Raw genomic sequence first — 21,472 nt, 5'->3', positions numbered from 1 at the left:
TTACGCGTGCGCCGTCTCGTCCAGGACGACGCGGGTAACGCGCACCAGTTCGATACGGTATTCGGACACCTCAACGATATCGAACCGCAGGTGGTTCAGCTCAATGCTATCTCCCGCCACCGGCATCTGCCCGTAGTGAGCCAACAGCAGCCCCGCCAGGGTGGCGTAGTCGGCGGTGGGGCTGACCAGGTCATCGCAGGCCAGCGCCTGTTCCAGCGAGTGCAGATCGGTTCCGCCCTTCACCAGCCAGCTGTCACCTTCCGCCACGATGTCCGGCGTTTCGTCCTCGTCCGGGAATTCACCGGCAATCGCTTCCAGCACGTCCAGCGGCGTCACCAGCCCCTGCACCACGCCGAACTCGTTGGTGACCACCACCAGCCGCCCTTTGGCGCGGCGCAGCACCGCCAGCAGCTTGATGACGTCCATGGTTTCCGGCACCACGATCGGCGGCGTGCGGGCGGCGAACTCGGCGATATCTTCCCCTTGCTCCAGCGCCACCAGCAGATCCTTGGCGCGTACCACGCCGACGATCTCATCCACCGAGTCGCGGCACACCGGGAACAGGCTGTGTGGCGTATCCAGCAGCTGTGCGCGCACCTCCTCGCGGGAGCGCTCGCAGTCGACCCAGGAAATGTCGGTGCGCGGCGTCATCACGCTGCGCAATGAACGCGAGGCCAGCGTCAACACGCCGCTAATCATATAGCGCTCTTCCGCCGCAAAGGTTTCATCCCGCGGCAAGGCGACCGCATCGTCCGTCTGCTGCGCACGCTGCTGCCCCATCAGGCGCATGATCGCTTCCGCGGTGCGCTCGCGCATCGGACGACGCGCTTGATGCTTGATAAAGTTGCGACGCGCGATCTGGTTGAACAATTCAATCAGAATCGAGAAGCCGATAGCGGCATACAGGTAGCCTTTAGGAATGTGCAAACCGAAGCCTTCGGCGATCAGGCTCAGGCCGATCATCAACAGGAAGCTCAGGCACAGCACCACGATGGTCGGGTGCGCGTTGACGAAGTTGGTCAACGGCTTCGACGCCAACAGCATCACCGCCATCGCGATCACCACCGCCGCCATCATCACCGGCAGATCGTTCACCATGCCCACGGCGGTAATCACCGCGTCGAGCGAAAATACCGCGTCGAGGATCACGATTTGCACCACCACCGCCCAGAACTTGGCGTAACCGCGGTTAGCGCCGTCTTGATGCGTCTGCCCTTCCAGCCGTTCATGCAGCTCCATGGTGGCCTTGAACAGCAGGAATACCCCGCCGAACAGCAGGATCAAATCGCGGCCGGAGAAGCTGAAATCGCCGACGCTGAACAGCGGCGTGGTCAGGGTTACCATCCAGGAGATCACCGACAGCAGGCCCAAACGCATCAGCAATGCCAGCGACAGGCCGATAATGCGCGCCTTGTCGCGCTGCTTCGGCGGCAGCTTGTCGGCCAAAATGGCGATGAACACCAGGTTGTCGATGCCCAGCACGATTTCCAGCACCACCAGCGTCAGCAACCCCGCCCAAATAGAGGGGTCCATTAAAAATTCCATATCAGACTCCAGAGAAAAGTGGGAATGAGCGCACGCCGCTCAGACGTGACGATGCCGCCGCTGCATGGGTGCAGTCGACAATAGCAAGGTGACGGGATGGGATTGCCGGGAGATGGCCGAAGGGCCGAACAGCATATGCAACGCCAGCGGGTGGCGGGTGAAACCTGGGAAAACAGTAACTTCGGTGACAGTCCATAGGGAGGGCTGAGGCCCTTCACTCCTTAGTAATGAAAGAAGGAATTACTGTATCAGGATTTTTCTGGGGGACAAAGCGGCTTTTTCAACGGCGGTTTAGGGTGACGCCCCCGTCATGTCATCTGCGACAGCTAAGATTTCTCCGAGCATTCAATAGCGGAGCAGCGTCACAAAAAATATTTTTTCACTCACTAAAATAAATGTCGCGTTCGTGAAGTATTGCGCACAGGCATTTGAAACTGCGTGAGAAATGTTAGGCGTGCGTTTCTTTTTTTCTACCATAATGTATCTGAACCGCGGAAGTGACTGCCAAGACGGCGCGGAGAAACGACACAAACCGCGCCTAGAGTTCAACGAGGAGGTAGCGAGTGGCAATAGCTATTATCATCGGCACACACGGGGCTGCAGCGGAACAACTGCTGAAAACGGCGGAGATGCTATTGGGCGAGCAGGACAACGTCGCCTTTATAGACTTCGTTCCCGGTGAGAATGCCGAGACGTTAATCGTCAAGTACAACGAGAAAATCAGTGGGTTGGATACCAGCGGCGGCGTGCTGTTCCTGGTGGATACCTGGGGCGGCAGCCCGTTCAACGCCGCCAGCCGCATTGCGGTCGACAAGGAAAACTATGAGGTCGTCACCGGGGTCAACATTCCGATGCTGGTGGAAACCTTCATGGCGCGGGACGACAACCCCGCCTTCGATGAACTGGTGGCGCTGGCGTTGGAAACCGGCCGCGAAGGCGTGAAAGCGCTGAAAAAACCGCAGGAAGAACCCGCAAAACCCGCAGCACCCGTCGCCAAAGCCGCTGCCCCTCAGGCGCCGCTGGGGCCGAATGACCACATGAAAATCGGCCTGGCGCGCATCGATGACCGCTTGATTCACGGCCAGGTCGCTACCCGCTGGACCAAAGAGACCAACGTCAGCCGCATTATCGTCGTCAGCGATGAAGTCGCCGCCGACCATGTGCGCAAAACCCTGCTGACCCAGGTCGCCCCGCCGGGCGTCACCGCTCACGTGGTGGACGTGGCGAAGGCCATCCGCGTCTGGAACAACCCGAAATACGCCAACGACCGCGTGATGCTGTTGTTTACCAACCCGACCGACGTCTTGCGTCTGGTGGAGGGCGGCGTGGATATTCAATCCGTCAATATCGGCGGCATGGCGTTCCGTCAGGGGAAAACCCAGGTGAACAACGCCGTTTCCGTCGATGAAAAAGATATCGAAGCGTTTAAGAAACTGAACGATCGCGGTATCGAGCTGGAGGTGCGCAAGGTCTCGTCCGACAGCCGGCTAAAAATGATGGACCTGATTAACAAACTCAATTAGTGGCGCCAGCCGCTGATTATTTTACTCAGAGCTTTTTTGGTCATAGGAGAAGTGCAATGGAGATCACCACTCTTCAGATTGTGCTGATATTTATCGTTGCCTGTATCGCCGGGATGGGTTCCGTCCTCGACGAGTTTCAGTTCCACCGTCCGCTGGTCGCCTGTACCCTGATCGGCTTCATTCTCGGCGATATGAAAACCGGCATCATTATCGGCGGTACGCTGGAAATGATCGCCCTGGGCTGGATGAACATCGGTGCGGCGGTCGCGCCGGATGCCGCCCTGGCGTCCATCATCTCGACCATTCTGGTCATCGCCGGCGGGCAAAGCGTCGGCGCCGGTATCGCCCTGGCCATTCCGCTGGCGGCGGCCGGCCAGGTGTTGACCATCATCGTGCGCACCCTCACCGTGGCCTTCCAGCACGCGGCGGACAGCGCGGCGGAGCGCGGCAGCCTGCGGGCCATCACCTGGATCCACATCGGCGCCCTGCTGCTGCAGGCGATGCGTATCGCCATCCCGGCGGTCATCGTCGCCATCTCGGTCGGCACCGCCGGGGTACACGCCCTGCTCAACTCGATCCCGGAAGTGGTCACCAGCGGCCTGAACATCGCCGGCGGCATGATCGTGGTGGTCGGTTACGCGATGGTGATTAACATGATGCGCGCCGGCTACCTGATGCCGTTCTTCTACCTGGGTTTCGTGACCGCCGCCTTCACCAACTTCAACCTGGTGGCGCTCGGCGTCATCGGCGTGGTGATGGCCGTGCTGTACATCCAGCTTAGCCCGAAATACAACAAGTCTCAGGTTGTCCAGGCCGGCCCGGCTAACGCGAACGATCTCGATAACGAACTCGACTAGGAATAGGTGAGAGAAATGGTTGATACAACTGCTCAAAAGAAACTCACGCCGGCCGATATTCGCGGCGTATTCCTGCGCTCGAACCTGTTCCAGGGTTCGTGGAACTTCGAACGCATGCAGGCGCTGGGTTTTTGCTTCTCGATGGTGCCGGTGATCCGTCGCCTGTATCCGGAAAACAATGACGATCGCAAACAGGCGATCAAGCGCCACCTCGAGTTCTTCAACACCCACCCTTACGTGGCGGCGCCGGTGCTCGGCGTAACCATGGCGATGGAAGAGCAACGCGCGAACGGCGCGCCGATCGACGACGGCGCGATCAACGGCATCAAGGTCGGTCTGATGGGGCCATTGGCGGGCGTCGGTGACCCGATCTTCTGGGGCACCGTGCGGCCGGTGTTCGCCGCGCTCGGCGCGGGCATCGCCATGAGCGGCAGCCTGCTCGGGCCAATCCTGTTCTTCGTGCTGTTCAACCTGGTGCGCCTGCTGACCCGCTACTACGGCGTGGCCTACGGTTACCGTAAAGGGGTGGATATCGTCAACGACATGGGCGGCGGCTTCCTGCAGAAACTGACGGAAGGGGCGTCCATTCTCGGCCTGTTTGTCATGGGGGCGCTGGTCAACAAGTGGACGCACGTGAATATCCCGCTGGTGGTGTCCAAGATCACCGACCAGACCGGGCATACCAACGTGACCACGGTGCAGACCATCCTCGACCAATTGATGCCGGGCCTGGTGCCGTTGCTGCTGACCTTCGCCTGTATGTGGCTGCTGCGCAAGAAAGTCAACGCGCTGTGGATCATCATCGGCTTCTTCGTCATCGGTATCTTTGGCTATTGGATTGGCCTGCTGGGCCTGTAATCGTTCGAAACGGCCGGGGGGCAACCCCCGGCTTTTTTATGTGTGGAGCAAGAGATGTCACTGACCGACGCCGTACTGATGCTGTTTATTACCCTGCTGTTGCTGTACTCGCTGTATGACGAATTCGGCATGGATCTGCTGAAAGGCAAAACGCGCCTCAAGGTGCTGCTCAAACGCCGCCACCGCCTCGACAGCCTGATTTTCGTCGGCCTGATCGCCATTCTGATTTACCGCAATGTCACCGACAATGGTGCGGTATTAACCACCTACCTGCTTATTTCCTTGGCGCTGCTCGCTATCTATGTTTCTTATATTCGCGCTCCAAAGATGGTGTTTAAAGCGCAGGGTTTTTTCTTCGCCAATGTGTTTGTTGAATATAACCGCATTAAAGCCATGAATTTATCGGAGGACGGTATTCTGGCCATCGACCTGGAACAGCGCCGGCTGTTGGTTCAGGTGACACACCTGGACGACCTGGAGAAGATTTATCAATTTTTCGTTGATAATCAATAGATAAATAAATAACCGCTTTGTTACCGCTCAAACCTTGCGCAGCCCGTGGGTAATTAATGGGCTGCGTCACTTTCACTCTGACTATTATTTCCGCAACATTGTTACCCACGTCTACATTATATTCCCGCATGAAATTAGATTAATGAAAACGAGTCTCAATTAAGCGCGAACATCACGCCAGAATAAAGTTGTCGGTGACGGAAATAATATGGTATGGTTGCGCCGTCATTGGGGAGTAGCCGGTTTCTGGAGAATAAAACGCCAGAAACGCCCGTATCAACATACTCGTTTCGCCGTATGAAACGTGGTGCGGGCAGCCAGGTAAGGTTGGCGAGACCATAGACACGTAACTCCGTCGTTTGGTTGGGGGTGGGTTACGTGTATATGGAGCCACCCGGCCGAGGCTATTTCACATGAACCTTTCAGCAACACTCATTCTCGCTTTCGGCATGTCCATGGATGCTTTCGCCGCTTCGATCGGCAAAGGCGCCAGCCTGCATCAACCCCGTTTCCGCGAAGCGATCCGCACCGGCCTGATCTTCGGCGTGGTCGAAGCGATCACCCCGCTCATCGGTTGGGCCATCGGCCTGTTCGCCAGCCAATACATCATGGAATGGGATCACTGGGTCGCCTTCTCGCTGCTGTTCATTCTCGGCATGCGCATGATTGTCGAAGGGGTGCGCAACAAGCCCGATGAAGAAGAGAAGGTCAAACGCCACGGTTTCTGGATCTTGGTGGCTACCGCTATCGCCACCAGCCTCGACGCCATGGCTATCGGCGTCGGCCTGGCCTTCCTGCAGGTCAATATCGTGCACACCGCCATGGCCATCGGTTGCGCCACCATGATCATGGCGACGCTGGGCATGATGATCGGCCGCTTTATCGGCCCGCTGCTGGGCAAACGCGCCGAGATCCTCGGCGGCGTGGTGCTGATCGGTATCGGCGTCAACATTCTGCTGGAGCATCTCGGCTACCTGGCCTGAGGCGCTCGCGCTACAAAAAAAAACCTGCCGCGGCAGGTTTTTTTGTTTCTGGGCTCACTGCGCCTGTTAAGTGCGGCGCCGGTACAACGCCAGCACGAAATCCGTTTCGCACTCAAACTCGCCGCCGTGCGCCAGCCGCTGCTGCACCTCCGGCGTAGCGCGCCAGGCGAACGGCGTCATCTGCAGCAGGTTGGCGGCCTGTGCACCCGGCAGGGCCATCGTATAGGCCAGCGCCTCTTTACGCTCGCACTCGAAACCGTCGAACTGTTCGTCCTGTTCGGCATGCAGCTGCGCCTGCTGGTACACCTGCTCTTTCAGCTGGTACAGATGACGCGGGCCCGGCGAAACCGTCACCACCACGCCGCCCGGCTTCACCACTCGCGCCAGCTCCGCCGCCTTGCAGGGCGCATAGATGCGCAACACCGCATCCAGCGCCCCGTCGGCGAACGGCAGGCGATGGCTGGAGGCGACGCAGAACGAGACCGCGGGATAACGCTTGGCAGCGTAGCGGATCGCCACCTTGGCGACGTCCAGCCCATAAACCGCCATATTGCGCTGCTGCGCCAGCCGTGCGGCCACGGCGGCGGTGTAATACCCTTCCCCACAGCCTATATCCAATAACGCGCCTGCATCGGCCGCCAGCGCCAAATCCAGCCACTCTGCCACCTGCTGCTGCAGCGGCTGATAAAAACCGCCGTCGAGAAACGCGCGCCGCGCCTGCATCATTTCCGCGCTGTCTCCCGGCTGCTTCGATCGCTTGTGCTGTACCGGCAGCAGATTGACGTAGCCTTCTTTGGCTTGATCGAACTGATGATTGCCGTCGCAACGCCAGCGTTGCGATGAAAAATGCAGCGGTTGATGACACAGAGGGCATTGATAGGACATGAATGGGCTTCCAGAAAGACAGGGCGCGGCTAGTCTAAAGAAGGCGTCGGCTCGATGCAAGGCGCATCCCCGCTCGCTTTCGCCGCCAACAACGCCTGGTCAAGCGGGGAAAAAGCTGGCTACACTGTGAGTCTGTTTTCTCACGCAGGTGAAAATAACTTATGAGCGATCGTTCCGCGCTGCTCGATGCGGTGCCCCACATTCAGCACGGCTTCGGCAGCAAACTCGCGCTGCTGCCGGGGCATCTGCTGCCCTACAGCGCCACGCTGCCGGAAAAGAAGCAGGTGCACGGCACCCGTATCGTCGAGGTGCTGCAACCGGCGCAGGCGTGCGGTGAAGCCGACGGCTTCTACACCCGCCAGCCCGGCATTCTGCTCGGCGTGCTGACGGCGGACTGTCTGCCGGTGCTGTTCAGCCGCCGCGACGGCGGCGCCATCGCCGCGGTTCATGCCGGCTGGCGCGGGTTGCTGGACGGCATTCTGGAACAGATGGCAGCGCGCATTCGCCAGGACGGCGACACCGCCGACTGGGTGGTCTCTATCGGCCCCGCCGCCGGCGCGTGCTGCTACGAAGTCGACGAAGCGCTGGTGGAGAATTTTAAACAGCGCCTGCCGCTGCCCGCCACGCTGATCAGCCCGCATTACCGGCATCTGGATTTGGCTGCGATTGCCGAACACAAGCTGGCGGCGCTGGGCTTCGCCGCCGTTGACCGCGCCGGCAGTTGCACCATCTGCACGCCCGACGTCGACCCGCAGCGGCCGCAGCGCTTCAAGTACACCAGCTATCGCCGCAACAGCCACCGGCGCGCGCAGGATCCGACGCATCCGGGGATCAAAGGCCGCAACCAGTATGCCGGCATCATCATCGCCGCCGGATGACGGAAACGAAAAAGCCCGCGCGGAGGCGGGCTTTTTGTACAGCTGACGCTGATTAGATAGCAGTAACGTTTACTGCAGATGGGCCTTTCTGGCCATCTTGGATTTCGAACTCAACGTTCTGGCCTTCAGCCAGGGTTTTGAAGCCGTTACCCTGGATTGCAGAGAAGTGTACGAACACGTCTTTGCTGCCGTCAGCCGGGGTGATGAAACCGAAACCTTTAGACTCGTTGAACCACTTAACTTGACCTTTGATCTTTGCCATCTTGAGTATTTCCTTTGGATTGTTTAAACCGCCCGTGGGCGTTACATAGACAAACTAGAGTCGTTACTGCTTGAGGCACTAAGATAAGGATCGGCAGAGAAGCGGTATTCAACGCTAACGTCTTTACTCAGAACTTCTTTACTGAAAATGCCACACATATACAGAACTGTACCTCGTTTTACCCAGATGCGTTATCACATACTCTGTATGCGATGGCAAGCCATTTTTAATCACTGAACGACATGTCGCACATATTTGAAACGGTCGAGCGCCGCATTTGCTTAAATAGCCCAAAAGATGTTGAAGCATCGGCTATTTTCTGCTTGCCAAAATCACTGCGCCAGACCCCGCATTCTGATAGCGTTTTAACAAAACTTTCATCGTTTTGACGCCTCTCCCTCTCGGCACTTTCGCTTTTTTGCCGCTTATAGCGTTAAAAAATTTGAATCTTTATGGAATGTCATATGCAACATTTGAATATCGATGAACGGGGGCCAATTTATTCAATGCTGCTCCGACCCTTTAGCGCCGGAAAGCGCATTCATCGTCGGTCTTCAACCCTGCCGCCACAGGGTGAGAACCCCATCGCGTCGGAAGGCGCAAGTGAAGCGGGTACCGCGGGCAACGGTTGCATAAGCATGCAACCTCCAGACGCCTCTCCCGCTGGCCGGTTGTTTCATCCTAAATAATCCGAAAGCCACGAGTCTGAATAACCGGAATAATCTTATGAATAGCGAAAGTGTGGCATGGAATTAAATCTTGAAGATCGGGTGGTTATTTGAATCACCACCCGTGCTTATCGATTCTGCTAATTACCGCCACGCTTTCAAACCGTTGATCTTATTCTTTCCCCGGTACCGCAGGGCGAAGAGAGAACGCTTGCTGCGAGCCCTGCAACGCGATGCGCTCGCCAATCTTCAACGGGTGGAATTGATGCTGATCCAGCCCCGCCTCGCTCAGCGCCAGGTTCAACTGCTGCGGCGGCTCGTCGAGCGATTCGTCCGCCAATTCGAATACCCCCCAATGGATGGGAATGGCGCGCGGCTGATTCAGCTCGCGATACAACGTCACCGACTGCTGCGGATCCATATGCTGCTCCTGCATGAACCAGCGCGGCGCATAGGCGCCAATCGGCAGCGCCGCCACGTCGAACGGCCCCAGCCGTTGACCGATCTCCGCCAGCCGTTCCGAATAGCCGCTGTCGCCGGAAAAATAAAACCGCAGCGCCGGATGGTGGATCACCCAGCCGCACCACAACGAACGATTGCGATCCCACAGCGTGCGCATGCTCCAATGCCGCGCCGGCGTGGCGTAGACCGTCAGTTCGCCCAGCGACAGGCTCTGCCACCAGTCCAGTTCATGCACCTTCAGCCGATAGCGGCGAAACCAGCGCTTCAATCCGAGCGGCACGATAAACTCGGCCTGTGGAAAGCGCCGCGCCAGCTGCCGCACCGTGCGCCTGTCGAGATGATCATAATGATTATGGGAGATCAGCACCGCATCCACCGCCGGCAGTTGCCCCACCGTCAGCGGCGTCGGCGTTCTGCGCTTCGGGCCGTAGAAGCTCAGCGGCGATGCGCGTTCGGACAACACCGGGTCGATCAGGATATAGCGCCCGCCCAGCCGCAGCAGCATTGACGCATGCCCAAGCCACCAGATGCTGTCATCGCCGCCGCTGAGATCGGCGGGTTGCCACCAACGCTCGGTAAATTGCGCGTAGCCCTGCTGCGGCGGCCTGGGCAGCCCCTGCCGCTTGCGTTCATCCTGCCAACGCTGCAGGTCGCCTTCCTGGCGCTGCGAAGGTTCCGGGTTGCGAAATCCCTCCGGCGTGTGATGCGCCTTGGCCGCGTCGTAATAACGGTTGATTCTCTTCATCCTGCCTTTTCTCCCGACCACTGCGCCCTGCACGGGCATGACTTTCAGTGTAACAAACCCGATGAAGCTCGCACTTTGTCAGCCGTGCGCTGCATCTCGGGACCTTTTGCCGTATGCTGTTGTCTCACTCCGGTGAGACAGCCAGGGCCGCCAAGAGCCCGTTAAGACTCTCTTAAGATCTTTGTGATTGACTTGTAGGGCATACAGAAAAGGAGAAGTTATGAGTCGTTCTACATCCCGCAAATCAGGCATCGGCCTGGGGCGCCGTATTCGCAGCGCGCTGCTGGCGCAGAAGCAATACTGGAAAATGTATTTCGCCATGAAGCTGCGCCGTCTGCGCGTACCTGCCCCGCTGGTGGTGCTGGGCGGTTCGCTGCTCGGATTCTTCATGCTGGCCCTGCTGATGCTCAGCGTGGTCGCCATCGACGTGATCAGCACCCTGCTGCTGCTGTGTCGGAAACTGCTGGGGCGGGGGCATAGTGAGGGGCGCGCCTTTATGCCGCGCGGCTAACGAGAAGAGAAGCGGAGGCGCGCAATACGCCTCCGCAGCATACCGATTAACGCTTGGCGCCTTTACGGCGCGTCAGCATAAACCCGCACCACAGCACCGCAATCCACACCGGCATCAGCAACACCGAAATGCGGATCCCTTCGCTGAAATACATAATCAACAGAATCAGGCTGAGGAACGCCAGGCACAGGTAGTTGCCGAACGGGTACCACAGCGCCTTAAAGCTGGGAATGACGCCCTGGCGGTTCTTGGCGGCGCGGAATTTCAGGTGCGCCAGGCAGATCATCACCCAGTTGATCACCAACGTTGAAACCACCAGCGCCATCAGCAGCTCAAACGCCTTGCCGGGCATCAGGTAGTTAATCAGCACGCCGATCGAGGTAATCAACGCCGATAGCGCAATGGACAGCACCGGCACGCCGCGCTTGTTAACCCGCGTCAGCGCCTGCGGCGCATTGCCCTGGCTGGCCAGCCCGAACAACATGCGGCTGTTGGCGTAAACGCCGCTGTTGTAGACCGACAGCGCGGCGGTCAACACCACCACGTTGAGCACGGTCGCCACCAGATTGCTGTTCAGCGCATGGAAAATCAGCACGAACGGGCTGCCCCCCTCCACCACTTGCCCCCACGGATAGAGCGACAGCAGCACGGTCAGCGAGCCGATATAGAAGATCAGAATGCGGTACACCACCTGATTGGTGGCTTTGGGAATGCTGCGGCGCGGATCGGCGGCTTCCGCCGCGGTGATGCCGACCATTTCCAGGCCGCCGAACGAGAACATGATCACCGCCATCGCCATCACCAGCCCGGAGAAGCCGTGCGGCATAAAGCCGCCCTGCTGCCACAGGTTGGTGATGCTGGCCTGCGGCCCGCCGTTGCCGCTGACCAACAGCCAGGCGCCGAACACGATCATGCCGACAATCGCTACCACTTTGATGATGGCGAACCAAAACTCGGTTTCGCCGTACAGGCGCACGTTCACCAGGTTAATCAGGTTGATCAGCACGAAAAACAGCGCGGCGGAGGCCCAGGTGGGGATCTCCGGCCACCAGTACTGAATGTAGATGCCGACAGCGGTCAGTTCCGCCATGCCGACCAGAATGAACATCGCCCAATAGTTCCAGCCGGAAAGAAAGCCGGCGAAGTCGCCCCAATATTTATAGGCAAAGTGGCTGAACGATCCGGCGACCGGCTCCTCCACCACCATTTCGCCCAACTGGCGCATGATTAAAAACGCGATAAAACCACCGATGGCGTAACCCAACAGCACGGCGGGGCCGGCCATTTTAATGGTTTGCGCAATGCCGAGAAATAAACCGGTACCGATGGCGCCCCCGAGGGCAATAAGCTGTATATGTCTGTTTTTTAAGCCGCGTTTTAGCGGAGTATCCTGATGCTGACCGCCCATCTTATCCTCATATGGCGTACACCCTTGCCGCTATCGGCCAAGATTTCACCAATCAATAAATGTATCTGCGGGCGGCTTTTTAACACTTAACCCCGTGAGCATCAAGGAGAAGCGCCCCGAGACGGCGGGCCGGAGCGCGATTTTTTTACCGTGAGAAAGCGGATAAGAGCGGCGTTTAGCCCGGCATTCCGCACAGTTTGGTCAGGTTGCGCGCGCCGATCATCAGCGTGGCGACATAGGATTGGCGACGCGTGACCACTTCCACCGCCACGCGATCGTTTTGATATTTTATCAGGTAGGTCGAGGGCCAGCCCTGACGGCGCTGGCCGAAGCTTTCGGCATGACGATCGATCGCCGCATGGGCAATCACCAGATGAGACAAGTTTTTATCACCTTTGATAATGCGCTTCATAAACAGCCTCCGCCAACGACAGCTCTGTTATTAGAAAAAGGAGAAACTCTTACCAATCACCGGTATTGTTCGACTCAGTTAGCCTGTCGGCTCATCAGGAAGCAGATCATCGCCGCGCGCAGCGGGCTGGCGCTGTCCGCCTGCCATTCACCGCCCTGGGTGCTCATGCGCGCCTGCCATTGCGGGCTGTCGCTTTGGTTATCGGGGTTCAGACTGATTTTGTTGGCGCAAATGATCGGCCAGGCATCGGAGGGATTCTTGCAGTAATCTTTACCTTTCACACCACCGTAGGGATACCACTTGTCCGGGTTCTCTCCGGTCAGCAGCGCGATGCTGCGGTTCACTTCGGCATCGCTTTCTTCGTACCATTTAATCATCGGCTTCATCCATCTTTCGTAAGGTTCGCGCTACATTACGATGTCTGTACGACAGTTTTATGACAGCGCCGCCGGTTTTCACATTATCTCTACTAATGCTTTGCCCCCTTTATCTTTCCTGAGCGCCTGCGTACACTTTTCTCTCTGTTCTGCGCCCAGGAAACGCATGCATGTTGACCGGCCTCAACCATCTGACGCTTGCCGTCAGCGATCTCGATCGCAGCTTCGATTTTTATCGTCATCTGTTGGGTTTTACCCCGCACGCCCGCTGGCAAGGCGGCGCCTATCTTTCGTTGGGGCCGTTGTGGCTATGCCTGTCGCTGGATGAAAAGCGCACGCAACAACACGAGCGCGATTACACCCATTACGCCTTCAGCGTAGCGCCGGAACACATTGAACAGGCCAGTCAGCGGTTGCGCCAGGCCGGAGTAGAAGAGTGGAAAAGCAATCGCAGCGAAGGCGAATCGCTCTATTTTCTCGATCCTGACGGGCATCAATTGGAGATCCATGCCGGCGATTTGGCCAGCCGCCTGGCGGCATGCCGGGAAAAACCTTATCAGGGCATGGTGTTTTACTGAGGCGCCCCGGCGGCAGTGCCAGCCGGAGCATCATGCTCAACGTTCGGGGATAAAACCTTTGAAATCCAGCGCGGGGCTGAGATCGTCGTCGTCAGCAGCAGCGCCGTCAGTGCCAGCGCGGTGCGCCATACGCTTCAACAGCGCCGTTTGCTGACGCTGTTGCTCGGCAATCTCTTGCAGCAGGCGAATCTGCTCGTTGGCGCGCACGCTGGCGCGGTTCACCAGGAACCAAACCCACAGCCCGGCCAGCAACGCCACGGCGGCAAGGGCCAGCGACAACAGGCCGTTCTGGCCAAAACCTAAATCGTACATGGAAAACCCTATCTACTGCGACATTCAGGCCGCCATCTTAACACTCGCGGCGGCCGTGCGAACATCCCTGCCGAAAATTGCTTACCAGGGCACGAAGCGGGTCACCGAACAGATGCCCAACGCAAAATTTCCACCATCGTCGCAATAGCTGTCCAGCGCCAGCAGGTAGAAAAACAGGCAGGCAGCGACGGCCGTCATTATCACGAGGATTTTTTTTCGCAACAAATTTAGCAGCCTCATTGTTATCCGGGTAATCTATCGCGCATGTTATCACAGCGAAGTTAAACGAAGTTTAACTTTTCGTTTAGATTTCTGGCTATCGCCCGGTTTTCAGACTGTTACCCTTGCCCTCGCATGCGCGCCGTGGCTAGATGCTCCCTCAGGGACAACGAGGAAATGCGATGAGTAAATTGATTAAGTGGGTACTGGTGTTGGCGGTCATTTACGGCGGCTTTTTGATCTCGGGCTACGGCGTGCTGATCGGCAGCAACAAAAACGTTGGCGGGTTGGGATTGCAGTGCAAATACCTGACGGCGCGTAACGTGGCGATCGCCCAGTACGTGAATGGCGACAACGGTTTCATCGGCGTAGCCGACTGCCCGCTGTTCAAGAAAATCGAAACGGTGGTGGATTAACCGCCACCGCCCGACGCCGCCGCTCTGCGGCGGCCCCGCCTCAGTTGCGGGTAAACTTCATCTCGATCAGCGCAATCGCCTTGTCAATCGCTCGGCGGGTCACCGGATCGGCGCCAGCAGGGTGCGTGGAGAAATCGATGCTTTTGAGCTGACCCGCCATCTTGTCGCGCACTTCGGTCGGCGCAATCACGTCGATAACGTCCAGAATCTGTTTGATGACCAGTTGGCAAGCGACCAGATCGGAAGCCAATTCCTGCTCGTTGCTCAGCATGTCAGACATAATAACTTTCCTTCTTGATTCAAACGCCGCACAGAATAGCATGGCGTCCGCGCCATTGCCCGCTCTCCCCGTCTTTTTCCCCCTTCTGCGCACCGCCGGGCAAAAGCCCGCGGCGGATTAGCCTATACTTGCAGCATGACGGTGGCAAAAACCACCCCCAAGCCACAACCAACAGGAGAAAGTTATGGCGAATCACAATGTGAAATCCTGGGCGACAGTGCGTGAAACTTCGGTGGAGATCGCCGAAGCCATTTTTGAACTGGCAGGGAACGACGAAGTGTTGGCGCAGAAAATCTGGGAAGAAGGCAGCGACGAAGCGCTGGAGAAGGCCTTTGCCAAAACCACCGCCGACCAGCTTTATTGGGGAGAGGAAACCGTCGAGCGGAAAAACGTTTGAGCGCCTGCGCAACAAAAAGCCCGGGTTTCTGACCCAGGCTTTCCCGATTGGCGTTCGCCCCGCTCAGCGGCGTGCAATATCTCTTGCTCTCACGGTTCTTCACCTCCCACACCTTCCGCGTTTTTCATGCTCATCACCGGCATCGCCATAAAAGCGCCGACGCCCACGATTACAACCAGAGTAATAATCACTGTCATTAACATGCGATCACCCCATCAACGTTGAGTTGTTACGGCTGACTCTGTTTTGGCGGTTACTTGCTGCGGCCTTCTTTGCGTCCCCCACCGAGGCGGTGACCGTCTCAGATTAGCCGTTTTTCCTTTCGGCTGACAAGCGGCGGTTACGCGGTTTTCCGAATAATTGCCGCCCGACACCGGCGGCGTTTTTGTCCACGGCGGCAAGTTGTGTATACTTCACCGCTATGTAGGTCTCACACTGACGCACTGATGATACAAGAACACCACCTCTCATTGGTCTGCGCCCTCAGCAAATGGGTCGAAACTCACCTCGGACGAGTGATCCATCTCGAAGAGCTGGCCGAGTACTCCGGCTACTCGCTGTGGCACATGCAGAAGCTGTTCAAAGAAGCGACGGGAATTTCGCTCGGCAAATACATTCGCGAACGCCGTCTGGCCGGCGCGGTCTACCAACTGCGCAGCAGTGAAGCGTCGATCTTCGATATTGCCCTGGACTTTGGCTTCGGTTCACAGTCTCACTTCACGTACATGTTCAGAAAGCGTTTTAATATCACGCCCTATGATTTCCGCCAGGATTTGAGCGTCGATCTGCATATCGATCCGCCGCTGCACGTCATTCACCAAAAATCCGCCTGAAGCCCGCCGCAAACCGGCGGGTTAACGCGCCGCCCATGCCGCCAGTATCGCGATCGCGGCCGGCAGCGCCTGCACCCACAGAATTTTGCGGCTGGCGGTCAGCCCGCCGAACACGGCCGGCCGCCAACACGCACCCGAGAAAGAACAGCTGCAGCGCCATATCCCCACGCCAGTAGCTCCATGCCAACCCCACCGCCAGAAAGCCGTTGTACAACCCCTGATTGGCGGCCAGCACCCGGGTGGCGGCGGCGAACTCCGCCGTCGTGCCGAATGCGCGCCTGCCGAGTGGCGTACGCCACAGGAACATTTCCAGCACCAGGATATAAAGATGGAGCGCTGCGATGAGCAGCAGCAAAATATCGGCAAAGAGCTTCATGAGGATCCCGGTCGTTTATTGAAGATGTCATCAATTATAAACTCCGCCTCTCATCTTCCCATCGGCGGAGATAAAAAAACCCGCCGAGGCGGGTTTATGCAGGAGTCATTTTTTGAGGTTAGTTTAATACGGCGACCAACAATGCCGCGACAGAGGCCCAAAACAGCGCCGTGGCAACCACGACATGGGACAGTCTTGCACGATAGAGTACCTGGCTCATAATGACCTCACTGACATCTGACTAACGGGAGACAACCTTACTTCCTGAGGATTATCCTAAACTTCTTCTCGCTGTCATTATATGCGCCAGATCACTTTTCCGCCGATAAACCTTATATTGTCGTAAAGCTGGAGCCGCGATCACATTAATTGCGCCTTATTAGAGCGAAATAAGCCGAATAATCGCGGCGATTATATCCTAATGCTATCAAACATCGCTCCAGGGCAGGCGTGGCGCGGTCATGCGCTCACCAGAATAACCGCTAACTGCCGGGAAGCGCGGCGCCCCTTGTTCCCAATCATGCTGAGCCCGAGTAATTTCAGCCTTGCTATGGCCAACGAAATTCCACCAGATAAGGCTCTCTTCGTTTAATGGCGCCCCACCGATTAATAATCCCCGGCTCCCCTTTTGCGCATTTAACCCAATAGAGTTATTCTTCATGCCCAAATAGGCGAACTCATCAGGTGAAAAAGTTTCACCATTAAGTTCAAATGCACCAATAAGGGGCAAAAAGCCGATTTCATAATCATCGCGCAGCGGCAATTCGATCCTCGCCGCTTCCTGCCATTCCAGGTCAATGGCGATTAATGGCGAAAGCGTAAACACCGGTGAACGGTAAGCGCCAAATTCCCCAACCAGCAAACGGTGATTCACGCCGTTATTCTGCCATTGCGGCAAGTCAGGATAATGATCGAAGCGTGGCGCCATGTCGGCATGTTCGGCCGGCAGCGCGATCCATAATTGTGCGGCATGCAATCGCCGTTGCTCACCCACCGACTGTTCGGTATGCGCAATGCCGCGCCCTGCGGTCATCAGATTAACCTGGCCCGGGCGAATCACCTGCTCACTGCCGAGGCTGTCTCGGTGCAGCACCTCCCCCTCTATCATCCAGGTGAACGTTTGCAGCCCGATGTGCGGATGCGGCCCCACATCCATGCCGGGCGAGGTGCCGTTGAATACCGTCGGCCCGGCGTGATCGAGAAAACACCAGGCGCCGACGGTGCGCCGCTCCCGGGTTGGTAACGCGCGGTTGATCGGGATGCCCCCCACTTCTGCGTTACGCACGGCAATACGTTGTATCTGGCGCACGCCGTCAACGACAGGGCATTCGCGTGCAGGTGAAGAGAGCGTAGGACGTGACTGACTCATCGCAAAGACCTCCTGAATGGCGCCGATTCGCCAAGGGTAACCGCCCAAGCTTAACACAGGACAGCTTCCCCACAGAGCGGCGACGCTCCGGCGCAGTTGCGCGGATCAGGACGCTTTGATATAGCAGCTCATGATGTCTATATCGTCCTGCGCGTGCCTGAGATCGGAGAAATAGGTCACGCCAAAGAGAATTGATACCACCAGCAGCACGGACACCAACAGGCCGATAATCGCCAGCAGTTTGGTCTCATCATGGAGATTAGGCTCCATTTTATCTCCCCTAGTTAATCGCGTCAGGTCACCCACAGCGTGACCGCCAGCGTAAAGATAATCAGTGAGCAGGACGCCACCGCCAACACGACGATCGCAAATTGCGCATCACCCAAGGTTTCTCGATAGTTTTTATCCGTTGAGGCGTTACGCTGTTGTTTCACTAAATCGGTTTCACTCGTTCAACTGCTGCATTGCTGTTTGACGGGGCAAAACATCCCCTCAGAATAAGGCGCCAACGTTGCCGCCTTGGTCGTTCCGGCTCAACCGGGGGATGACGCTATCAATTTTCCCCATCAGGGTCAACACCGCGCCTGCCGGCAAGCGAGCGGGTACACAGGGGAAATGTAACCGGCATCAAGATCGCAGGGAAATAAGAGACACCTATTGCAGAGGACAAAAAAAAGCCCGGTACGCAACCGGGCTATGGCAGACCGACGCGTTATTGCGGGATACGCAACACCTGCCCAGGATAAATCTTGTCCGGGCTCGACAGCATCGGCTTGTTGGCTTCGAAAATCTTGTTGTACTGATTGGCGTTGCCGTACATCTCTTTAGAGATGGCGCTCAGCGTATCGCCCTTCTTCACGGTATAGAAGCGGCTCTCGGCGTCGGGTTGCGTCACCGCCACCTTATCCTCCACGCCGCTGATGCCCGCCACGTTGCCGACAGCCACCAGGATCTTCTCTTTTAACTCCTGGCTGACGGCGTCGCCGGTCACTACGGCTTTACCATCGATCACCTGCACATTGACTTTGTCGGTGCCCGGCAAGCCGCTCTTATCTAGATGCTCCTTGAGTTTGGCGCCTTGATCTTCGGCGGAGGCATTGCCGGTGACTGTGTCCCACAGTTTTTCGCCCGCTTCTTTGACGAAGTTAAACAAGCCCATATTCACTCCTTTTGATGGTTTCACTAATGCGTTTAAGTAAGGCTAGTTAAGCTTAGCATCGACAAAAGGATATGCCATCCGCTCACGGCGTCAGAAACGGTTAGAGTATTCCGAAAGTGTCGTCAGCGGCGTTTCGGTGGCGATTAATCGCGCAATGATGCTGAAAAATCGCGCTTTTTTACCTACACTGTTGCAGACAGAGCAACTCGACGAAGGAGGCGTGCAACGATGTACGCATTGGTGATGTTTGTCTGTTATCTGGATGGTGGCTGCAGTGAAATGGTGGTCGACATATTGCGCGACGAGCCGCAATGCCTGGTCGCGATGAAGGAACAGAACTTGCGACACGCCGGCTGTTATCCCATGGAAGAGTTTATCGACGGCTTCTGGTTGCCAGCCAGCGAATATTCGGATTTTTAACGCCCTCCCGCGCGACGCTGAGGAATTTCTGATTTCATCGGAAACTGCGTCTTCCTCCGAGGCATAAGGCCGCTGTTTTGCTAAATTGCGGCTCCCGAAGAAGAAAGAGACAGAGAAAGGTCATGCCAGCATCGGCTCACTCCAACGAGCAATATGAAACTCTGCTGCACGACGTCAGCCTGGCGTTAGGCGACGCAGTGTTGCAGTTAATCCAAAACCATAAAAAGGTCTCCGGCGGCAATATTCTTTCACAGCTGGTGAACGAAATAGAGCGTGAGCAGGATCAGCAACGTTTCGCCGCGCTGCGTTCCGCCATTGAGCTGGTCGGGCTGGCGCCCAAAGGCTGAGATCCCGATAAAACGAAGGCCGGGCTTGCGCCCCGCCTGAGGTGAATGACAAGCCTGATGACATTGCCAGGTTTACCGAAAACAGCATTTAAAATAAGGGAAATCAATTCATTGATTTTCGGTTGCTCACCACAAAGAAGGAAAAACCACGCTTTTTCCGCCTTTGTCAACGAGCTAAGGCGGGGCTTGCGCCCCGCCTGATTACCAATCCCGACACAGGATGAAGGTAAGGGAATTGCAGATTAGAAGCGATACGTCAGGCTGACGGCAACGATATCATCGTTGGCCAATTTCAGTTTGTTATCGTCGCTCAGCTGGTTGATTTGGTAATCAACGTAGGTGTACATATTTTTGTTGAAGTAGTAAGTCGCCCCCACTTCCACGTATTTCACCAGGTCGGCATCACCGATCCCTTCGATATCCTTGCCTTTGGACTGCACGTAAGCCACGGAAGGACGCAGACCGTTCTCGAATTGATACTGGGCCACAACTTCGAAGTTTTGCGTTTTATTGGCGAAACCGGAAGTGCCGTTGACGCTGATCGGCGTCATGTTGCGGGTTTCGGCATACATCGCAGCCAGGTAAACCTGGTTGGCATCGTATTTCACCGCGCTGGTCCATGCGGTGGCGCTGTCGCCTTTACCGTACTGCAGCGCTTTTTGAGCGCTGGTGCGGTTGGAGTCGGAGAACGCCGCCGCTACGCCGATGCCGGAACCGCCGATGTCCTGATAGTCCAGAGACAGGCCGTAACCGTCGCCGTTTTGCTTGGTCACGCTGCGGCCGTCGCCATCGTTTTTACCCTGGTACTGCACCGCCAGATTCAGGCCGTCCACCAAACCGAAGAAATCACGGTTGCGGTAGGTGGCCAAACCGTTGGAACGGGCGGTCATAAAGTTATCGGTATAGCTGTAGGAGTCGCCGCCGAACTCCGGCAGCATGTCGGTGTAAGCCTCGGCGTCATAGACCACACCATAGTTACGGCCGTAGTCGAAAGAACCGTAGTTGCCGAATTTCAGCCCCGCGAAGCCCAGACGCGTTTTGGTGCCGGTAGTGCCCTGCGCTTCGTCGTGATTGGCCTGGACGTTGTATTCCCACTGGCCGTACCCGGTCAACTGATCATTGATTTGCGTTTCGCCTTTGAAGCCCAGGCGAACATAGGTCATATCACCGTCGTTGGATTTACTGTCGCTGAAATAATGCTTGGCGTTAACACGGCCGTACAGGTCGAGTTTATTGCCATCCTTATTGTAGATTTCAGCCGCGTTGGCGAAGGAGGTGATCGCCCCGAGGGCGACAGCTAAGGCTAATACACTGCGTTTCATCATTTATTTTCCTAGATATTATAATTAGAACCCTGCCCGTCACGCCCATTTATAATTTGGGCTGTGATTTTATCTTTTGGTATTTTATGAGCACCCCTAATACGGGGGTGATGTGACATTAGCATCATGAATCAAAACTTAAAATCAAAAAGTTCATGAAACAACGAGGAGAAAGCATGTTTATTTGTAACTAAACATTACAAAGAAAGCCTCACACAACCCATTGAATATATGAATATTTTGCCACATAAGTTATAACCAAAATGGTGCAACGCACCAATATGGTGCATTTAGGTTTCGTTTTGCGTGCTTTCTGCGCGATTCAAATGTAACAACAAAATTAGCATGGTTATTAAAAACGTTACTTATTTCACATTTTTGTCTTAACATATTCACCAGGCAATTAAGACTTTCAGCTAATCATCTGACACCGCCTTTTATTCATTCACATAAGGGAATCTCTTCGGAACGAATAAAATTCGCCTTACGGCAATTAAAATAGCGGGAAATAGCAGACTAAAATAATGAAGGGAATAACGGCGGCGCGCTGAGGGCGC

29 protein-coding genes, 1 pseudogene and 1 riboswitch are annotated in these 21,472 nt (G+C 56.5%); of the genes and pseudogenes, 13 read left to right on the top strand and 17 right to left on the bottom strand.

Translation table 11 applies throughout. The features are described from left to right. Window positions 1-1,545, bottom strand: a complete 1,545-nt coding sequence (locus ACF8MC_RS01780; protein ID WP_164104822.1) for a TerC family protein — start codon at window positions 1,543-1,545, stop codon at window positions 1-3. Window positions 1,546-2,108: 563 nt separating this feature from the next. Here ACF8MC_RS01780 and manX point away from each other — a divergent pair. The 5 genes from manX (at window position 2,109) to mntP (ending at window position 6,279) form a co-directional block, all read left to right on the top strand. Further along, window positions 2,109-3,068, top strand: a complete 960-nt coding sequence (gene manX / locus ACF8MC_RS01775; RefSeq protein ID WP_033654424.1) for a PTS mannose transporter subunit IIAB — start codon at window positions 2,109-2,111, stop codon at window positions 3,066-3,068. Between the two features lie 56 nt (window positions 3,069-3,124). Next, a complete protein-coding gene (locus ACF8MC_RS01770) occupies window positions 3,125-3,925 on the top strand; it encodes a PTS mannose/fructose/sorbose transporter subunit IIC (protein WP_033634888.1) in 801 nt (266 codons plus the stop codon). A 15-nt stretch (window positions 3,926-3,940) separates the two neighbouring features. Then, the gene (locus ACF8MC_RS01765; protein WP_033634889.1) at window positions 3,941-4,783 is read left to right on the top strand and encodes a PTS mannose transporter subunit IID; all 843 of its coding nucleotides are present in this window, start codon (window positions 3,941-3,943) and stop codon (window positions 4,781-4,783) included. Window positions 4,784-4,837: 54 nt separating this feature from the next. After that, window positions 4,838-5,296 (top strand): DUF986 family protein, encoded by a 459-nt coding sequence (locus ACF8MC_RS01760; RefSeq protein WP_033647681.1) that lies wholly within the window; start codon window positions 4,838-4,840, stop codon window positions 5,294-5,296. Between the two features lie 218 nt (window positions 5,297-5,514). Beyond that, a riboswitch (yybP-ykoY riboswitch) is annotated at window positions 5,515-5,702 on the top strand. Between the two features lie 7 nt (window positions 5,703-5,709). Then, window positions 5,710-6,279, top strand: coding sequence for a manganese efflux pump MntP (gene mntP, locus ACF8MC_RS01755; protein WP_033647683.1), 570 nt, complete (start codon window positions 5,710-5,712; stop codon window positions 6,277-6,279). Window positions 6,280-6,345: 66 nt separating this feature from the next. On the opposite strand, the gene rlmA is transcribed toward mntP, so the two are convergent. Beyond that, window positions 6,346-7,164: a 23S rRNA (guanine(745)-N(1))-methyltransferase gene (gene rlmA, locus ACF8MC_RS01750; protein ID WP_164104823.1), complete on the bottom strand. Its 819-nt coding sequence runs from the start codon at window positions 7,162-7,164 to the stop codon at window positions 6,346-6,348. Between the two features lie 161 nt (window positions 7,165-7,325). On the opposite strand from rlmA, the gene pgeF reads away from it, so the two are divergent. Further along, entirely contained in the window at window positions 7,326-8,042 is a 717-nt protein-coding gene (gene pgeF / locus ACF8MC_RS01745; protein ID WP_033634893.1) for a peptidoglycan editing factor PgeF, read from the top strand. Window positions 8,043-8,094: 52 nt separating this feature from the next. On the opposite strand, the gene cspE is transcribed toward pgeF, so the two are convergent. The 3 genes from cspE to ACF8MC_RS01730 form a co-directional block, all read right to left on the bottom strand. Then, window positions 8,095-8,304: a transcription antiterminator/RNA stability regulator CspE gene (gene cspE / locus ACF8MC_RS01740; protein ID WP_002221949.1), complete on the bottom strand. Its 210-nt coding sequence runs from the start codon at window positions 8,302-8,304 to the stop codon at window positions 8,095-8,097. A gap of 41 nt (window positions 8,305-8,345) precedes the next feature. Next, window positions 8,346-8,462: a DUF2627 domain-containing protein gene (locus tag ACF8MC_RS01735; RefSeq protein WP_002211058.1), complete on the bottom strand. Its 117-nt coding sequence runs from the start codon at window positions 8,460-8,462 to the stop codon at window positions 8,346-8,348. Window positions 8,463-9,144: 682 nt separating this feature from the next. Continuing rightward, window positions 9,145-10,179: an MBL fold metallo-hydrolase gene (locus tag ACF8MC_RS01730; RefSeq protein WP_164104824.1), complete on the bottom strand. Its 1,035-nt coding sequence runs from the start codon at window positions 10,177-10,179 to the stop codon at window positions 9,145-9,147. A gap of 220 nt (window positions 10,180-10,399) precedes the next feature. Between ACF8MC_RS01730 and ACF8MC_RS01725 the strand changes: the two genes are divergently transcribed. After that, window positions 10,400-10,690 carry a hypothetical protein gene (locus ACF8MC_RS01725; protein ID WP_033654429.1) on the top strand — a complete coding sequence of 97 codons (291 nt, stop codon included), beginning with the start codon at window positions 10,400-10,402 and terminating at the stop codon, window positions 10,688-10,690. A 46-nt stretch (window positions 10,691-10,736) separates the two neighbouring features. Here the strand turns inward: ACF8MC_RS01725 and ACF8MC_RS01720 are convergent, their stop codons facing one another. From ACF8MC_RS01720 to ACF8MC_RS01710, 3 genes are all read right to left on the bottom strand, one after another. Then, window positions 10,737-12,098, bottom strand: a complete 1,362-nt coding sequence (locus tag ACF8MC_RS01720) for an amino acid permease (protein WP_041035524.1) — start codon at window positions 12,096-12,098, stop codon at window positions 10,737-10,739. Window positions 12,099-12,273: 175 nt separating this feature from the next. Next, a complete protein-coding gene (locus tag ACF8MC_RS01715) occupies window positions 12,274-12,510 on the bottom strand; it encodes a DUF4060 family protein (RefSeq protein WP_025303167.1) in 237 nt (78 codons plus the stop codon). Window positions 12,511-12,584: 74 nt separating this feature from the next. Beyond that, complete coding sequence (locus ACF8MC_RS01710; RefSeq protein WP_004927682.1) at window positions 12,585-12,887, bottom strand: phage protein NinX family protein; 303 nt, start codon at window positions 12,885-12,887, stop codon at window positions 12,585-12,587. A gap of 170 nt (window positions 12,888-13,057) precedes the next feature. Here ACF8MC_RS01710 and fos point away from each other — a divergent pair, with 170 nt between their 5' ends. Then, window positions 13,058-13,465 carry a fosfomycin resistance glutathione transferase gene (gene fos, locus ACF8MC_RS01705; RefSeq protein WP_033647693.1) on the top strand — a complete coding sequence of 136 codons (408 nt, stop codon included), beginning with the start codon at window positions 13,058-13,060 and terminating at the stop codon, window positions 13,463-13,465. 36 nt (window positions 13,466-13,501) lie between these two features. Here fos and ACF8MC_RS01700 read toward each other — a convergent pair whose 3' ends face one another. Both ACF8MC_RS01700 and ACF8MC_RS01695 read right to left on the bottom strand, forming a co-directional pair. Further along, window positions 13,502-13,777, bottom strand: coding sequence for a YebO family protein (locus ACF8MC_RS01700; RefSeq protein WP_033647694.1), 276 nt, complete (start codon window positions 13,775-13,777; stop codon window positions 13,502-13,504). Window positions 13,778-13,858: 81 nt separating this feature from the next. Further along, window positions 13,859-14,017: a PhoP/PhoQ regulator MgrB gene (locus ACF8MC_RS01695; protein WP_004927688.1), complete on the bottom strand. Its 159-nt coding sequence runs from the start codon at window positions 14,015-14,017 to the stop codon at window positions 13,859-13,861. A gap of 161 nt (window positions 14,018-14,178) precedes the next feature. On the opposite strand from ACF8MC_RS01695, the gene ACF8MC_RS01690 reads away from it, so the two are divergent. Continuing rightward, window positions 14,179-14,412, top strand: coding sequence for a YobH family protein (locus ACF8MC_RS01690; RefSeq protein ID WP_004927690.1), 234 nt, complete (start codon window positions 14,179-14,181; stop codon window positions 14,410-14,412). A gap of 40 nt (window positions 14,413-14,452) precedes the next feature. Here ACF8MC_RS01690 and ACF8MC_RS01685 read toward each other — a convergent pair whose 3' ends face one another. Beyond that, complete coding sequence (locus tag ACF8MC_RS01685; RefSeq protein ID WP_004927692.1) at window positions 14,453-14,692, bottom strand: DUF2766 family protein; 240 nt, start codon at window positions 14,690-14,692, stop codon at window positions 14,453-14,455. 184 nt (window positions 14,693-14,876) lie between these two features. Here ACF8MC_RS01685 and ACF8MC_RS01680 point away from each other — a divergent pair, with 184 nt between their 5' ends. Together ACF8MC_RS01680 and ACF8MC_RS01675 are read left to right on the top strand one after the other, a co-directional pair. Continuing rightward, window positions 14,877-15,089, top strand: coding sequence for a YccJ family protein (locus ACF8MC_RS01680; RefSeq protein ID WP_004927694.1), 213 nt, complete (start codon window positions 14,877-14,879; stop codon window positions 15,087-15,089). A 446-nt stretch (window positions 15,090-15,535) separates the two neighbouring features. Then, a complete protein-coding gene (locus ACF8MC_RS01675) occupies window positions 15,536-15,922 on the top strand; it encodes a helix-turn-helix domain-containing protein (RefSeq protein ID WP_004927697.1) in 387 nt (128 codons plus the stop codon). A 21-nt stretch (window positions 15,923-15,943) separates the two neighbouring features. On the opposite strand, the pseudogene ACF8MC_RS01670 reads toward ACF8MC_RS01675, so the two are convergent. From ACF8MC_RS01670 to lysM, 5 genes and pseudogenes are all read right to left on the bottom strand, one after another. Then, window positions 15,944-16,298, bottom strand: a pseudogene (locus ACF8MC_RS01670) (DUF1304 domain-containing protein). A gap of 427 nt (window positions 16,299-16,725) precedes the next feature. Further along, a complete protein-coding gene (locus tag ACF8MC_RS01665) occupies window positions 16,726-17,667 on the bottom strand; it encodes a pirin family protein (protein WP_353038271.1) in 942 nt (313 codons plus the stop codon). 105 nt (window positions 17,668-17,772) lie between these two features. Further along, entirely contained in the window at window positions 17,773-17,937 is a 165-nt protein-coding gene (locus tag ACF8MC_RS01660) for a hypothetical protein (RefSeq protein ID WP_162846224.1), read from the bottom strand. Window positions 17,938-17,960: 23 nt separating this feature from the next. Beyond that, the gene (locus ACF8MC_RS01655; RefSeq protein ID WP_162846225.1) at window positions 17,961-18,101 is read right to left on the bottom strand and encodes a hypothetical protein; all 141 of its coding nucleotides are present in this window, start codon (window positions 18,099-18,101) and stop codon (window positions 17,961-17,963) included. Window positions 18,102-18,379: 278 nt separating this feature from the next. Continuing rightward, entirely contained in the window at window positions 18,380-18,826 is a 447-nt protein-coding gene (gene lysM, locus ACF8MC_RS01650; RefSeq protein WP_033634902.1) for a peptidoglycan-binding protein LysM, read from the bottom strand. A 228-nt stretch (window positions 18,827-19,054) separates the two neighbouring features. On the opposite strand from lysM, the gene ACF8MC_RS01645 reads away from it, so the two are divergent. Both ACF8MC_RS01645 and ACF8MC_RS01640 read left to right on the top strand, forming a co-directional pair. Beyond that, the gene (locus ACF8MC_RS01645) at window positions 19,055-19,246 is read left to right on the top strand and encodes a YebW family protein (RefSeq protein WP_004934567.1); all 192 of its coding nucleotides are present in this window, start codon (window positions 19,055-19,057) and stop codon (window positions 19,244-19,246) included. A 122-nt stretch (window positions 19,247-19,368) separates the two neighbouring features. Beyond that, complete coding sequence (locus ACF8MC_RS01640) at window positions 19,369-19,593, top strand: biofilm development regulator YmgB/AriR family protein (RefSeq protein ID WP_033634903.1); 225 nt, start codon at window positions 19,369-19,371, stop codon at window positions 19,591-19,593. A 242-nt stretch (window positions 19,594-19,835) separates the two neighbouring features. Here the strand turns inward: ACF8MC_RS01640 and ompC are convergent, their stop codons facing one another. Beyond that, on the bottom strand, window positions 19,836-20,918 hold the full coding sequence (gene ompC, locus ACF8MC_RS01635; protein WP_353038266.1) for a porin OmpC: 1,083 nt from the start codon (window positions 20,916-20,918) through the stop codon (window positions 19,836-19,838). Window positions 20,919-21,472 lie beyond the last annotated feature (554 nt).

Source organism: Serratia sp. LACPHL-BACT-2024-00286, from assembly GCF_043109535.1.
GTDB classification, from domain to species: domain Bacteria; phylum Pseudomonadota; class Gammaproteobacteria; order Enterobacterales; family Enterobacteriaceae; genus Serratia; species Serratia sarumanii.
The sequence above is the reverse complement of the archived record's forward strand: the minus strand, read 5'-3'. Positions and strand labels throughout refer to the sequence as shown.